This is a genomic window from Streptomyces typhae (assembly GCF_009755605.1).
Classification (GTDB): domain Bacteria; phylum Actinomycetota; class Actinomycetes; order Streptomycetales; family Streptomycetaceae; genus Streptomyces; species Streptomyces typhae.
Map to the genome: position 1 here is coordinate 106,688 of NZ_WPNZ01000010.1, position 14,541 is coordinate 121,228.

The following is a 14,541-nucleotide window of genomic DNA, read 5'->3' on the forward strand; positions in this document are numbered from 1 at the left end:
GTAAGGGAACGGCAAAGTCCCCCCGCTCGTTACCCCTGGCATGACAGCTATGACCCCCGGCTCGAACATCCCGCTGCCCGCGACCCGCGTGGCGGTGGACGTCTCCGCCCCCGTGCGCCTGGACGTCTCGGGCCTGCTGCTCACCGCCGACGGCAAGGTGCGCTCCGACGACGACTTCATCTTCTACAACCAGCCCGCGGGCCCCGGCGTGACGTACCGCTCGGGCGGCGGCACCGCCCCCGACGCCATCACGGTGGACACGACCGCGGTGCCCCCGGGCATCGAGAAGATCGTCGTGACGGCGAGCCCCGACGCGGCGGGCCAGTCCTTCCAGGGCGTCGAGCCCACGGCCACGATCCGCAACGCGGACGACGGCTCGGTGCTCGCCACGTTCACCCCGCCGCGGCTCGGCACGGAGACCGCCCTGGTCATCGTCGAGGTCTATCTGCGCAACGGCGCGTGGAAGGCCCGCGCCGTCGGCCAGGGGTACGCCAACGGCCTCGCGGGCATCGCGACGGACTTCGGCGTGACCGTCGAGGAGCCGACGCCGGCGCCCGCCCCGGCGGCGGCCCCCGCGGCCCCGCCGCAGCCCGCCGCCCCGATGGCGCCCCCGACCGGCGCCCCGGTGCAGATGCCCCCGCCCCCGGCCGCCGCCCCGGCCGGGGCCCCCGCCGCCCCGGCCCCGGGCGCCGGGAAGATTAACCTCGACAAGGGCCGCGTCAGCCTCCAGAAGAACCAGACGGTGTCCCTGGTCAAGGGCGGCCGCCCGCTGCTCTCCCAGGTCAAGATGGGCCTCGGCTGGGAGCCCGCGTTCCGCGGCAAGGACATCGACCTGGACGCGTCGGTCATCGCGTACGGCCCGCAGCGCAACCACATCGACAGCTGCTACTTCGGCAAGCTGAAGATCCTCAAGGGCGCCGTCAAGCACTCCGGCGACAACCTGACGGGCGAGGGCGGCGGTGACGACGAGGTGATCGTGGTCGACCTCGGCGCGCTCCCCCCGGAGGTCACGGGCCTGGTCTTCACGGTGAACTCCTTCTCCGGCCAGAAGTTCACGGAGGTCGCGAAGGCCTACTGCCGCCTGCTCGACGGCGCCACGGGCGAGGAGCTGGTCCGCTTCGACCTGACGAACGCCGAGGCGCAGACGGGCGTGATGATGGCGAAGCTGATCCGTCAGTTCTCCGGCGAGTGGGACATGACGGCGATGGGCGACTTCGTGAAGTCGCGTACGGTGCGGGGCATGGTGAAGCCCGCGGCGCAGGCACTGTAGCGAACCCCCCGGGCGGCGGCGGTGGCAGCGACGGATCACCGCCACCGCCCGGGGGCAGCTCACTTCAGCCAGGGCCAGTCCGCCGCCCGCCCGGACTCGAGCAGCTGCACCATGCGGAAGGCCGCGTCGGAGAGGCCGCCGAACACATGGCGGTTCGCCGTGCCGGAGGCGCCGTGGCCGGTGCGGTAGCCCGCCAGGTTCCAGGTGTAGACGGGGACGTACGCCGGTATCTGCTCGGTGGGCCCGCCGTGGCGGCTGTGCGCGACCTGCTCGTCGGTGACGATCAGGACCCGGTCGTGGCTCCGGTAGTGCCGGCGCACGGCCGCCGTGGTGTCCGTGCCGCCGAGGTCGCCGAACCGGCCGAGGATCTTCAGGACCGACTCCCCCGCGCGATACCGCACGGCGGCACTCGACGTGCCGAACTCGACGAGGTCCGCGTTCTCCGCCCGCAGCGCGAGCGCCGTGCCGAACACCGCCGCCGCGTCCGCGCGGTTGAGCTGCGAGCGCGCCGAGAGCGGCGCCCACATCGACCCCGACCGGTCGACGAGGATCAGCGAACGGCCGGGCAGCGCGGGAACGTTGCCGAGCGAGTGGCCGAGGGCCCGCTCCAGCGGGTACGACCAGCGCAGCGAAGGCGCGTGCTGGTACGCGGCGAGGTAGCGGAACGGGAACTGCCGGGAGCGCTCGACCTCCCGCGGGTCCGCGATCTTCGCCGCGACGCCCGCGGCGACCTCGTCCGAGACGCCCGCCCCGTCGAAGTTCCGCAGGTTGCGGACCAGTGCCATCGCGCCCATCGACGGGATGACCGCCTCCCAGGCCGCCTTGTCCAGCGGCCCCCGCAGCCAGCCCGCGAGCGCCTCCCACGTCATGCCCGCGGCGGCGAGCCGCGCGGCACCGTCCGGTGCCGTGACGACCGCGCGCCGCTCGGCGACGGGCAGCGCCACCAGCTCGCGGTGCGCGGCGAGGGTGCGCAGGGTGCCCGGCACCTCGGCCGTGTCCGGGTGGTGGCGCCGGTCGAGGGCGTACCGGAACAGCTCGCCCTGCCACGGCTTGGCCGGGTCGGGCGCCGCGTGCACGAGGTTGAGGATGTCGCCGAAGCGGTACCCCTTGGTCGCCGTGTCGTACTTCAGCAGGGACTTCTCGCCGTAGAGGCGGCGTACGGCGTCGGCGATGCCGCGCTTGACGGGCTTGGGGACGGCGCGGCCGTACGTCGCCGTCCAGTAGCCGAGCAGCTCGCCGGGCTCGTCGGGGCGGCGCAGCACGGAGTCGACGACGCTGCGGCCCGTCGGCCCGTGCGTGACGCCCGCGTCGAGGCGCGCCTTCACGTACTCGGCGGCGCCCACGAGGGACGCCGTCCGCATGTTGCCCTCGCCCCGCAGCCAGCCGAGCAGGCCCGCGGTCCACTCCGGGTCCTCGACGGCGAGCGCCCGCACCAGCGCGGCGAACCGGTCGTCGCGGTCGGCACCGCCCTCGTAGAACGTGTCCTGCGTCACGAAGTTCGCGACCGCGAGCAGGAAGAGTTCGGATCGCGCGTCCCGGGGGTGGCCCGGCCCGCCCTGCGGATTGCGGACGGTCCGTCCGGTCGACCGCACGGGCGAGGTGAGCAGGGCCTTGACGGTCTTGGTGTTGAAGCGGGACACGATGAATTCCCCCGAATTCACGGAAGTTGGGGTGTCCAGAGATCTGAGGCGGCGGAACTGACGATCGGCGCTCTGGCCCCTGAGCTACACCGGCCTGAGTGCCGGTGGCGGGACTCGAACCCGCGGCCTCCCCATGAGAAGTGGAAGTAAGTCCTGCCTTCGCACCTGGACACGGATCACTCTAGGAGCGGGGATCGCACGGCCGCCACGGAATTTCCCGCGGCACCGGCGGCGCGTGGCGGCGCAACCGTACGATGCCTCGCAGGCGTCGCACAGTTCGGCCGTCGTTGCGACCGTCAGTTCGGCCGCAACGGGAGCGAGCGGTGAGCCGAGGAGGAAGGCCGGGCATGGCTGGGGCCACGCGTGGGACGCCCGTCGAAGTGGGGGGATATCGGCTCGTCGCGCAGCTCGGGGCGGGCGGGATGGGGCGGGTGCATCTCGCGCGGTCCGCGTCGGGGCGGCCCGTCGCCGTGAAGACCGTGCACGGGCACCTCGCCGCCGAGCCGGAGTTCCGCGAGCGCTTCCGCCGCGAGACGGCCGCCGCCCGCGCCGTCACCGGGCCGTACACCGCGGCCGTGCTCGACGCCGACCCGGACGCCGAACAGCCCTGGCTGGTGACGGAGTTCTGCGCGGGGCCGCTCCTCGCGGACGCCGTGGCCGCGCACGGCCCGCTCTCCGCCGCCGACCTCGCCGTCCTCGGCGCCTCCCTCGCCGAGGCCCTGGCCGCCGTGCACGCGGCGGGCATCGTGCACCGCGACCTGAAGCCGTCCAACGTGGTCGTGACCCGTGACGGGCCCAAGGTCCTCGACTTCGGCATCGCGCAGAGCGCGGTCGACGACAGCCTGACGGCGTCCGACGAAGCCATCGGCTCGCCCGGCTTCATCGCCCCCGAGCAGCTGACCCGCGCGGAGGGGGACGGCCGGGCGGGGCCGCCGGCCGACGTGTTCGCCCTCGGCGCGCTGCTCGCCCTCGCCGCGACGGGCCGCGCCCCGTTCGGCGCGGACGGCGTCGCCCGCGTGCTCTACCGCACTCTGCACGAGCCCCCCGACCTCGTCGGCGTCCCCTCCCCCGCCCTGGGAGCCTTCCTGGCCCGCTGTCTGTCCCGCGCTCCCGCCGACCGCCCGACGGTCGCCGAAGTCCTGCTCTGGTGCGGGGAGCGGGCGAGCGACGGGCCGGCCCCGTGGTGGGAGCGGGGGGCGGTGGCGGACCTGATCGGCCGTCATGAGCTCGGGGTCGCGGAGTTATGGGGGGTGGACGACTTGTCGGGGGTGGACGGCGACGCGCGCCACGTTCCGGAGGAGGACCCCCCACCGTCCCCCGGCCCCTCCCGCCGCCGCCTCCTGCGATGGGGCGGCGGCACACTCCTCGCCGCCGCGGGCGCGGCCGGTGCCGCCGTGACCCTCGGGGACGGGGGCATGGGCGGAAAGGCTCCCCGGGCAGGGCGCAAGAAGAGGGTGAAGGGGCCGCCGCAGGGACAGGTGATGTGGCGGCAGGACGTGGGTGAGCTGCGGCCCGGCGGCACCGGTCTGCGGTTCGACGGGAACAAACTGCACCTGCTCGGCCCGTCCTCCCTCACCTGTCTCGAGGCTCGCTTCGGCACCACGCTCTGGGTGTACTCCGCGGACCGGTTACGGGACGTGAGCAGCCACGACGGCACGGTGTACGTGCTGCGGGACTCCCCGTCCGGGCCGGAACTGAACGCCTTGGACGCCAACGCGGGCCGCAAGACCTGGACCTCTCCGTTCCCGGCCCACCATCCGGTGCGGCGCGCCACGACGCGCCCGCGCTCCTTCGACGCGGACGCCGCCGCCGACGCCGCCGGCGTGCTGGAAGGCGACCGGAGCATGCTCGTCCCGGCCGGGGACGTGATCTGCTTGCTGACGTACGCCTCGTACGACACCCTGGCGGCACGGCGCGGTGCCTGGGGCAGGCGCTGGCGGGCGTACGGCTACGACGCGCGTACCCGGGAGGCCCTGTGGTTCCACGAGGGCACCGCCGCCGGAGTGATCGGCGTCGACACGGAGGGCGGCCGCATCGCCGTCGCCGTGTCCGCGGACCCGGGAGGAGCGCCCTTTGACGAACGCTACGCGCGCGGAGACCCGCTGGTCGTGCTGCGCGCGAAGGACGGCACGGTGGAGCGGACGGTGCGCGGCGGCGCCCCGTACCCGCGGGCCCATCCGGGCGCGTGGGGCACGGCCTGCTACGCGAGCCGCACCGCGATCCGCGCGGTCGACCTCACCTCCGGCCGCGTCCGGTGGACCCGCGGCATGGACGCGGCCGCGACGGTCACCCCGCGAGCGACGTACGACATGTTCCTCGCCGCGACGCCCAAAGGCCTCGGCGCGTACGGGGTCACTCGGGGACAGCTCCGCTGGCACCGCGACGACGTACGCGCACTCACGGACTCCGACGGATGGTTGCTCTCATCAGGCTCGGCTGTGTACGTGTCGGGGCCGGAGCCCGGAACGTCGTCGGGCGAGCCGGACTGGGGTCTGCACGCCCTGGACGTCCGCACCGGCGACACGGAGTGGGTGATGCCGTACGACATCCGCTCCATACGGGCGGCGACCGCGACACCGGGCCCGGTGCATCTGTACGCGGAGAAGAGCGTCGTGGCGATCGTTCCTCCGGAGCCGCTGTGAGGACGGCGGCGGAGCGCTGCCCGTGCCGGTGGTGCGCGTACGGTCCCGCCGTGGTCGCGGCCGGTGTTCCTTCATGACCTCCCCCCTGCTCGCCGACGACCCCTGCGCCCTCGGCGGCCACCGGCTCCTCGCCCGGCTGGGTGCGGGCGGCATGGGCCAGGTGTACCTGGCCAGGAGTCCGGGCGGGAGGCTGCTCGCGCTGAAGACGGTGCACGCGCACCTCGCGGCCGACGCGCGGTTCAGGGAGCGTTTCCGCAGGGAGGCGACCGCCGCGCGGGCCGTGACCGGGGCCCACACGGCCGCCGTCGTGGACGCCGACCCGGACGCGGAGCAGCCGTGGCTCGCCACCGCGTATCTGCCGGGGGTCACACTCCGCCAGGCCGTGGGCGGCACGGGGCCGCTGACACCGGAGACCGTTCGGGCCCTCGCCGCGGCGCTCGCGGAGGCGCTGTCCCGCATCCACGCCGCCGGAATCGTCCACCGCGACCTGAAGCCGTCGAACGTCCTGCTCACCGCCGACGGGCCGCGCGTCATCGACTTCGGTGTCGCCCGCGCGACGGAGGCGAGCGGACACGGGCACCAGCACGGAGCGCTGACCGCCACCGGCGCCCTGCTCGGCACACCCGGCTACATGGCGCCCGAGCAGGTGCTCGGCGGCACGGTGGGCCCCGCGACCGACGTGTTCGCGCTCGGCGCGGTCCTGGTGTTCGCGGCGACCGGCACCGGGCCCTTCGGCACGGGCCCGCTCGCCGTCCTCCTGTACCGGGCGGCCCACGAGGAACCGGACCTCGCGTCGGTGCCGCGCGCCGCGGGCCTGCGCGACCTGGCCGCGGGCTGCCTCCACCGGGATCCGGCGCTGCGGCCCGGGGTCGAGGCCGTCCTGCGCCGGACCGCCGCGCCCGACAGCCCGCTGTGGTGGCGGCGGGAACCCCTGCGTACCCTCATCGCCGACGCCGCCCCCGGCCTCCCACCGGCGGACGTCCCTGCCCCGGACGTCCCCGAGCCGGACGCGACACCCACGAGGGACACGTCGGACGCGGCGGGCGCGACGCCCCGGACCTCCGTCACCCCGGCCCCGCCGCGCTCCGCCGCCCGGCGGCGCACCCTGACCCGCCGTGCCGCCCTCGCCGCCAGCGGGGGCGCGGCCGCGGCCCTCGCCGGGTGGGCGATCGGCACCGCACCGGGGAGTACCGATGGTTCTACCGACGAGTACTCGTTCGATTGGTGGCCGGGTGACGAGGAGGCCGGGGCGACCCGGTGGATGCTCAAACCCGGCAAGGATCCGGGCGGCGACGGCGTGAACGGACTGCTCCTCGCGGGCGACACGGGCAGCGCGGTCAACGTGTACAGGGCGGGAGACGGCAGCGCGGGTCACGCCGAAGGCACCGTCCTCGTGCACGCCCCCGCCCGCGGCACTTCCCTCGGCGGCGCCGTCACCGCCGTGCGGGCGACCGACGGCAGCCAGCGGTGGCGCCGGGACGGGGGCACCGCGGAGGGGCCCACACTGTGGGGCGTGCACGACGGGCTCCTGATCGCGCCCGAGGTCCTGCCGGAGGTCATCGGCGTGGCGACGGGCAAGCCCTGGCCGGTGCTCGGCGCGTGGCCGTCGGTGGCCGCGCGGTGGTACGCGGTCGTGGGCCGCCGCCTGGTGACGCTGCACACGAGCGGCTCGGCGGACGACCCGGAGCTGCGCCTGCGCACCCTGCCCGACGGCTCGGCGCCCGACCTGCGCACGGACGTCCCGGTGTGGCTGCCGCCGGCCGTCCACGGATCGTCGCTGCTGCTCGCGCCCGAGCCCGCGTCCCCGGCCGACGGGGCGACCTGCCTCGACGCCCGTACGGGCAAGCAGCGGTGGTCGTACGAGGGCCTGCGCTCCGCGGACCGCGCGGTGGCAGCACCCGTGACCCTTCCGCGGGACGGGGCGCGCGGAGCACGGTTCGCGCTGCTCACCGAGGAGGCCGAGCTGCACCTGATCGATGTGCGCGACGGCGGCAGGGCGGTGGCACGGCGCCGCCTCGGCATGACGGCGGGCCGGGGCACGACGGCGCTCGGGTACGCCGCGGGCGTCGGCCTGGCGCTCGGCGGCGGCAGGCTCGTCGGCTTCGCCCCCGGGGACGGCGAGGAGCTCTGGTCGCACCCGTCCGCCGGGCTCGACGCGAGCTGGCCGCGGCGGCCGGGCGGCGCGCCGGGGCCCGTGACCGCCGACGGCGTGCTCGTGCACTGGGCGGACACCACCACGCTCCAGGGCGTCGACCTCCGCGACGGCCGCGAGCCGCTGTGGCGGGCGCCGGTCGACGCGACCGACCGGCGCCCGCCCGTCGTCGGCGGCGGCACCGTCTACGTCACGGCGGGCCAGGAGGTCCACGCCCTCAGCCTGCGCGACGGGAAGCACCGGACGAGTTGGTCGTTGCCCGAGGCGGACAGTCCCATCACCTCGCTCGCCGCCGACTCCGCGGGCTGGTACGCGATCGCCGGCGGGTCCGTGCAGGCCGTCAACGCACCCGCGTGGTGAGGACCCCGCGCGGTGCGGGCAAGGGCGCTCAGGGACGCTGGCGCCGCCACGGCCCCCTGATCGCCAGCATGATGCCCGGCGTCTGGATGTTGGCGAACAGCGTCCGGCCGTCGGGCGAGAAGGTGACGCCGGTGAACTCGCTGTAGGACGGCTTCTCCGGAGTGCCCGCGTTCAGTTCGTTGCGGGCGATGGGGTACGTGCGCCCGCGCTCGGTCGCGCCGAACAGGTGCTGGACGCCGTCGCCGTCCTCGGCGACGACGAGGCCGCCGTAGGGCGAGACGGTGATGTTGTCGGGGCCGTCGAACGCGCCGTCCTTGTCGGGGTTCTGGTTGACGCCGAGGAGCACCTTCAGGGTCAGGGTGCGGCGGCCGGGGTGGTAGAACCACACCTGCCCGTCGTGCTGCTCGGGGCTCTCGTCACGGGCGTACGAGGACACGATGTAGGTGCCGCCGTCGCCCCACCACATGCCTTCGAGCTTGCGGGCGCGGGTGACGTCCCCGGGGCCGAACTGCTTGCGGACCGGCACGGTGCGCGCGTCGCGGTCCTCGACCTCCACCCAGTCCACGCCGTACACGGTGCCGATCTTCTTGGCGCGGGCGAGGTCGTCGACGTAGCGGCCGCCGGAGTCGTAGCACTTGAGGGCCTTGAGGACACCGGCGTCGTCGGCGAGGGCGCGCAGCCTGCCGCGGCCGTGCCGGAAGCCGTGCGGCGGCGTCCAGCGGTAGAGCAGGCCGTTGGGCCCGGAGGCGTCCTCGGTGAGGTAGAGGTGGCCGCGCTTGGGGTCGACGACGACGGCTTCGTGGGCGTAACGGCCGAGGGCCTTGAGGGGCTTCGGGTCGCGGTTGGCCCGCCGGTCGTAGGGGTCGACCTCGAAGACGTAGCCGTGGTCCTTGGTCATGCCGTTCTGGCCTGCCCGGTCCTCGGTCTCCTCGCAGGTGAGCCAGGTGCCCCACGGGGTCGAGCCGCCCGCGCAGTTGGTGGCGGTGCCCGCTATGCCGACCCACTCGGCGATCTCGCCGCCGCGGCGCACCTCGACGACCGTGCAGCCGCCCGCCGCGGCCGGGTCGTACACGAGGCCCTCGGCGAGCGGGACGGGGTACTTGGCGCGGGTGCGGGGGCCGCCGATCTCGTGGTTGTTGACGAGGAGGGTGACGCCGCGGTGCCCCTCGAAGGCGGCGGTGCCGTCGTGGTGGGACGGTGTGAACTCGCCGGTCTCCAGCTTGGTCTTCCCGCTGTGGGTGACGACGCGGTACGAGAACCCCGCGGGCAGGGCGAGGAGCCCTTCGGGGTCGGGGAGCAGCGGGCCGTAGCCGGGCGAGCCGTGGCCGTGGCCGTATCCCTCGGCCGTGTCGGCGGCTTCGATGCCGGCTACTTCGGGGTCCTCGGCGGCGAGTGCTCCGGGTGCGGTGGCGAGCGCGCCGACGCTGCCGGCCAGGGCGACGCCCGCCCCGGTGGCCGCCGACCGTCTGGTGAAGTCCCTGCGGGTGAGCGACGACATGAGTTCTCCTGAGGGCGCGTACGACCGGGCCTGGGCCTGCTGTCGGCGACACGGTCCCGCTCACGTATAAACGGCAGTTGAACGAAGGCCGACTTCGGCGGTCGACTTCCGGACGCACAGATTCCGCCAGGAGGCTCTCATATGAGTACGGACATGGGGACGACCACGGACGCCGACACGGCGACCGGTACGGCCGCGCGGGGGCCCTTCCCCGCCTCCGGCCGCCGCGTGCTGGTCAGCGGCGCCTCCCGGGGGCTCGGGCGCGCCCTGTCCCGGGCGTTCGCGGACAACGGCGACCGGGTCGCGGTGCACTTCGGCTCGCGTGCGGACGACGCGCGGGCCACCCTCGACTCGCTCGCGGGTTCCGGGCACGTCCTGGTGGGCGGCGACCTGGCGGACCCGGCGGGCGCCCGGGACGTGGCGGACCGCGCGGCCGACGCGCTCGGCGGCATCGACGTCCTGGTCAACAACGCCGCCGTCAATCTGCCGCACCCGCCCGCGACCACCTCGTACGAGGACTGGTCCGCGCTGTGGCAGCGGCACGTCGCGGTGAACCTGGTCGCGACCGCGAACCTCAGCCACCTGGCGGCGCACCGCATGAGGGGGCAGGGCACCGGTGGCCGGATTCTCAACATCGGCTCGCGCGGGGCCTTCCGGGGCGAGCCCGACCACCCCGCGTACGGCGCGACGAAGGCGGCCGTGCACGCGCTCGGCCAGTCGCTGGCCGTGGCGCTCGCGCCGCACGGGATCGCCGTGGCGTCGGTGGCGCCCGGGTTCTTCGGCACCGAGCGTGTCGCCCACCGGCTCGACGGCGCGGAGGGCGAGGCGATCCGCGCGCAGAGCCCGTTCGGACGCGCGGGCACCGCGGAGGAGATCGCCGCCGCGGTGCTCTGGCTGGCGTCGCCGCCCGCCGAGTGGGCCTCCGGCGCGGTCATCGACCTCAACGGAGCGTCGCATCTGCGCACGTGAGCCCGGTACCGCGTACGGGATGCGGCGTACGTTTCCCGCACGTAACTGGTTGGAGCAGTCCGCGCCAACCGGACAGAACCTTGCTGAACAAGGTCAACAGGCGCGGAACGGCAGCAAAGGCAAGATTTCACGCGCCACGCCTTGACCGGCCCCGGCCCCGGCAATAGACACCCAGGTACCGCATCCCGCGGGGGCGCCCCCGCGGAACCGCATCACCCACGCGGGGGGAGGCGAGCCGGAGTGGACGCACACCAGGCACGCAGCCTCCATGAGGACCGGCTGATGAGGCTGGCCAACGTCACCGGTGTCGGCACCGGCAGGGACGAGCACTCGGGCGCGGACGTGATCGTCGTCTTCGTCACGCGCAGGGTGTCCCGTGACCGGCTCCGGGACGAGGACGTGATTCCGGACGTACTCGACGGCGTGCCCGTGCGTGTCCTCGCCATCGGCGACGTCGGCGCGCAGGGCGACGCCTGAGACGGCCCGGAACCCTTGAGCTTCACCCACAGGGGAAGAGGTGGTCTGGCGTGAGCCAGCCCGAACTGATGCGAGGACCCACCGGCGGCACGCTCAGCGACAGCGCCCGGCAGCAGGCGTCGAACGACTTCATGCGCCGCGACCAGCCGCTCGCGAACGTCGTCGGCTTCGGCCACGGCGTGAAGTGGAGCAACGGCACGCCCACCGGTGAACCCGCCGTCCTGGTCTTCGTCACCCAGAAGGTGCCCGAGTCGCTCCTTCCCGAGAGGGACGTGATCCCGCGCCAGATGGACGACGGCACACCCACCGACATCGTCGCCGTCGGCCATGTCGCCGCCCAGCGGCAGCAGAGCAAGGCCGGGCGCGGCGACGTGCGCGGCCCGATGGCGTACGAGGCCGGGGCCGCGGCGGGCGGGCAGTTCGCGGGCCTGGCCCAGCCGCAGCTCGAAGAGGCCGGCGGGCTCGGGGCGTTCGAGCCGCAGCTGCTCAAGCGCCGGATGCGGCCGAGCCCGTCCGGGTTCTCGGTCGGCAACGTGCGCGTCACCGCGGGCACGCTCGGCAGCGTGGTGTACGACTTCCTGCCCGGCGCGGCCGTCGACCCGCCGGGCCCCGGGCTCGGCGTGCCGGCGAAGTTCTACATCCTGTCCAACAACCACGTCCTCGCCGACTCCAACCGGGCCCAGCTCGGCAGCGCCATCGTGCAGCCCGGCGTGTTCGACGGCGGCCAGGACCCCGCGGACCGGATCGCGACCCTGGACCGCTTCATCACGATCCAGTTCGCCCCGCAGATCCCGCTGGAGCGGCACAACAACGTGGTGGACGCCGCCCTCGGCACCGTCGACTTCCAGGACGCGACACGCGAGCAGTATTTCAGCGGCGCTCCCCGGGCCTGGCGCCGCAAGGCGAACGTGGCCGTGGGCGACCTCGTGAAGAAGTCCGGCCGCACGACGAACATCAGCTTCGGCCGGATCATCTCCGTCGACGCGACGATCGACGTGAACTACGGCACCGCGGGCACCGCCCGCTTCAAGGACCAGATCCTCACCACCAACATCTCCGCGGGCGGCGACTCCGGTTCCCTGGTGACCTCGTTCGACAACGTGGCGCTCGGCCTGCTCTTCGCCGGGTCCTCGACCGTCACCGTCGTCAACCACATCGAGAACGTCCGCGCGCTGCTGCGCGTCGAGATCGCGGAACAGCTGGCCTGACGCACGACTTCCCGGAGGGAGGGTTCCATGACCACACAGGCACGCAAGCAGAAGGGCCGGGCCCACGCGGAGCACCGCTTCCACAATCCGCAGGGGGCCGAGGTCAAGACGCGTGACGAGGCGTTCGCCACGCAGATGGACGTCTCGGCGGAGGCCGTCGCGACGGACTGCAAACTCACGCTCCACAACGGGCAGGTCACCTTCGCCATCGAGGTGAAGTACAACCCCAACACCTACCCGCACGTCGTGACCGGCGGGCAGATCACATCCGGTATCTGCGGGGCGCCCTGGGACATCACCGGCGGCTTCGTCGGCGAGACGATCCGCCTGGACGCCAAGCGGACGGGCCAGGGGTCCTGCGCCGACACCGTCACCATCGTCGGCGAGTACCAGAACCCGCCCGCCTACCGCGGCACGTACGGCTTCGACGGCGCGACGTCTTCTTTCAAGCACACGACGCGCTACGAATGCTGACGCCTCGGGCCGGCCGGGGAGCAGCTCGTCGTCACCCGGCGGTCCCCACCCACCCGCCCTGATCGCGCTCCGCGCTCGTCCTCAATCGCCGGACGGGCTCAATGTTCCCGACCGCAGGCCGACGAAAGGGCGGGCGGGTGGGGAAAAGCCCGTCCGGCGCTTGAGGACGAGGCCGCAGGCCGATGGAAGGGCGGGTGGGTGGGGAAGAGGGCGTGGCCGCAGGCCGATGTGCGCGGGAGCTGTCCCGCCCGCACGGCACAGCGGCCGAGCCCACCCAGGAGGGGAACCTAGGCCTGTTGCGAACGGGCCTTGAAGGCTGCCTTGCGGGCTTCCTTCGCCACCCTCTTGTCAGGATGCAACCGCCCCATCGCTTCCAGCACATCCGCGGTAGCGGGATGCTCCACCCGCCACGCGGCGGCGAAGAACCCGCTGTGCTGAGCGGCAAGCCCCTCCACAAGACCCTGCAACTCCTCGGAGTTCCCCTCGGCGGCGAGCTGCGCGGCGATCGTGTCGATGGTGAGCCAGAACACCATCCCCTCCGACGGCGCGGGCACCTGAGCGGCACCGTGCTCCGCGAGCCACACCCGGGCCAGCCCCCCGAGCTCCGCGTCGTCGAGCACCTCGCGCAGCGCGGGCTCGGCGGTGCCACCGACGAGGGAGAGCGCCTGCTGGCACCGCAGCCGGCGCAACGGCGCCCCCTCGTCCCCGCCCCGCGCCGCGGCGAGCAGCTCCCGCGCGGCCTCCAGCGGCACCCGCCGCGTGAGCCACAGCTCGATCTCGGCCTGCGCGGCGGCCTGCGGGAAGGCGGCCGTGGCGTCGAGGAGCGTGTCGGCGCCCTTGTCGGCGAGGTCACCGACGGCGGGCGCGTCGAGGCCCGCCTCCAGCATCCGCGCCCGGATGCCGTACAGGCCGAGGGGCGTCAGCCTGACCATCCCGTACCGCGTGACGTCCTCGTCCTCGTCGGCGGGCGGCAGCGGCTCCTCGCTGTCGATGTCGGCCATCAGGGCCTCGTCGACGGGCTGGTACGCGACGAGGCCGATCGGCTCCAGCATCCGGAACTGGTCGTCGAGCCGCATCATGGCGTCCGACACCTGCTCCAGGACGTCGTCCGTGGGCTCGCCCATGTCATCCGGGATGATCATGGAGGCGGCGAGCGCGGGCAGCGGTACGGCGCCGCCCTCGGGGGCGTTGTCGCCGACGGTCAGCAGATACAGATTGCCGAGGACGCCCTCCAGGAACTCCGCCTCGCCCTGCGGGTCCCAGCCCAGCTCCTCGAAGTCGATCTCACCGCCGCCCTCGATGGCGTCGACGAGGTCCTCCAGGTCGGGGACCGTCGCGTCGGCGAACACGGTCTCCAGGGCGGCGAGCCAGATACCGAGGACGTCCTGCGGCCCGCCGGAGGTGAGCAGCCGCAGCTCCTCGCCCGCGGTGACGGTGCCCTCGGCCTCCTCGGCGTCGCCGTCCTCCGTCTCCTCGGGGTCCCGCACCTCCACCAGGCCCGTGTCGACGGCGACCCGCCACGCCTCGCTCGCGTACGCCGCCGCGTCGCCGTCGTCGTCCCCGGAACCGGCGCCGTCGGCACCGGTGAGCCCGAGCTCGGCCGCGGCGGCCGGGAGCTGCTCGTCGACGAGCTCGCCGCCCGCGCCCACCCGGGTCCCGGGCCCCGCCCAGCGGGCGAGCCGCACGGCGCGGGCGAGCAGAGGTGCGGCGAGGGCGTCCCGCGCGAGCTCCGCTTCGGAGTGCAGCAGCACCGGCGGCAGGGTGGCGGGGCTTTGGGACATCGGCTGGTTCTCCTGACGGGCGTACGGGTCTGCTGCGTGAAGCCTAGACGGATTTGACCGTTTGCCGCCC

The 14,541-nt window shown here is 74.2% G+C and carries 10 protein-coding genes; 7 read left to right on the forward strand and 3 right to left on the reverse strand.

Features of this window, described 5'->3' with window-relative positions:
* The first annotated feature begins 49 nt into the window (after nt 1–49).
* Nucleotides 50–1,270, forward strand: a complete 1,221-nt coding sequence (locus GPA10_RS19510; RefSeq protein WP_198351649.1) for a TerD family protein — start codon at nt 50–52, stop codon at nt 1,268–1,270.
* A 59-nt stretch (nt 1,271–1,329) separates the two neighbouring features.
* On the opposite strand, the gene GPA10_RS19515 is transcribed toward GPA10_RS19510, so the two are convergent.
* Complete coding sequence (locus GPA10_RS19515) at nt 1,330–2,910, reverse strand: TROVE domain-containing protein (protein WP_343041142.1); 1,581 nt, start codon at nt 2,908–2,910, stop codon at nt 1,330–1,332.
* 347 nt (nt 2,911–3,257) lie between these two features.
* Between GPA10_RS19515 and GPA10_RS19520 the strand changes: the two genes are divergently transcribed.
* Both GPA10_RS19520 and GPA10_RS19525 read left to right on the forward strand, forming a co-directional pair.
* Entirely contained in the window at nt 3,258–5,552 is a 2,295-nt protein-coding gene (locus GPA10_RS19520) for a serine/threonine-protein kinase (RefSeq protein WP_157166622.1), read from the forward strand.
* 73 nt (nt 5,553–5,625) lie between these two features.
* Nucleotides 5,626–8,064 (forward strand): protein kinase domain-containing protein, encoded by a 2,439-nt coding sequence (locus tag GPA10_RS19525; protein ID WP_157166623.1) that lies wholly within the window; start codon nt 5,626–5,628, stop codon nt 8,062–8,064.
* A gap of 28 nt (nt 8,065–8,092) precedes the next feature.
* Here GPA10_RS19525 and GPA10_RS19530 read toward each other — a convergent pair whose 3' ends face one another.
* Complete coding sequence (locus tag GPA10_RS19530) at nt 8,093–9,562, reverse strand: alkaline phosphatase PhoX (RefSeq protein ID WP_157166624.1); 1,470 nt, start codon at nt 9,560–9,562, stop codon at nt 8,093–8,095.
* A 153-nt stretch (nt 9,563–9,715) separates the two neighbouring features.
* On the opposite strand from GPA10_RS19530, the gene GPA10_RS19535 reads away from it, so the two are divergent.
* The 4 genes from GPA10_RS19535 to GPA10_RS19550 all read left to right on the forward strand — a co-directional run bounded on the left by GPA10_RS19535 (nt 9,716) and on the right by GPA10_RS19550 (nt 12,690).
* The gene (locus GPA10_RS19535; RefSeq protein ID WP_157166738.1) at nt 9,716–10,531 is read left to right on the forward strand and encodes an SDR family NAD(P)-dependent oxidoreductase; all 816 of its coding nucleotides are present in this window, start codon (nt 9,716–9,718) and stop codon (nt 10,529–10,531) included.
* A 282-nt stretch (nt 10,532–10,813) separates the two neighbouring features.
* The gene (locus tag GPA10_RS19540; protein WP_058851993.1) at nt 10,814–11,008 is read left to right on the forward strand and encodes a hypothetical protein; all 195 of its coding nucleotides are present in this window, start codon (nt 10,814–10,816) and stop codon (nt 11,006–11,008) included.
* A 68-nt stretch (nt 11,009–11,076) separates the two neighbouring features.
* A complete protein-coding gene (locus tag GPA10_RS19545; RefSeq protein WP_157166739.1) occupies nt 11,077–12,216 on the forward strand; it encodes a chymotrypsin family serine protease in 1,140 nt (379 codons plus the stop codon).
* Between the two features lie 27 nt (nt 12,217–12,243).
* Entirely contained in the window at nt 12,244–12,690 is a 447-nt protein-coding gene (locus GPA10_RS19550) for a hypothetical protein (protein WP_058851559.1), read from the forward strand.
* 287 nt (nt 12,691–12,977) lie between these two features.
* On the opposite strand, the gene GPA10_RS19555 is transcribed toward GPA10_RS19550, so the two are convergent.
* Nucleotides 12,978–14,471, reverse strand: a complete 1,494-nt coding sequence (locus GPA10_RS19555; RefSeq protein WP_157166625.1) for a hypothetical protein — start codon at nt 14,469–14,471, stop codon at nt 12,978–12,980.
* Nucleotides 14,472–14,541 lie beyond the last annotated feature (70 nt).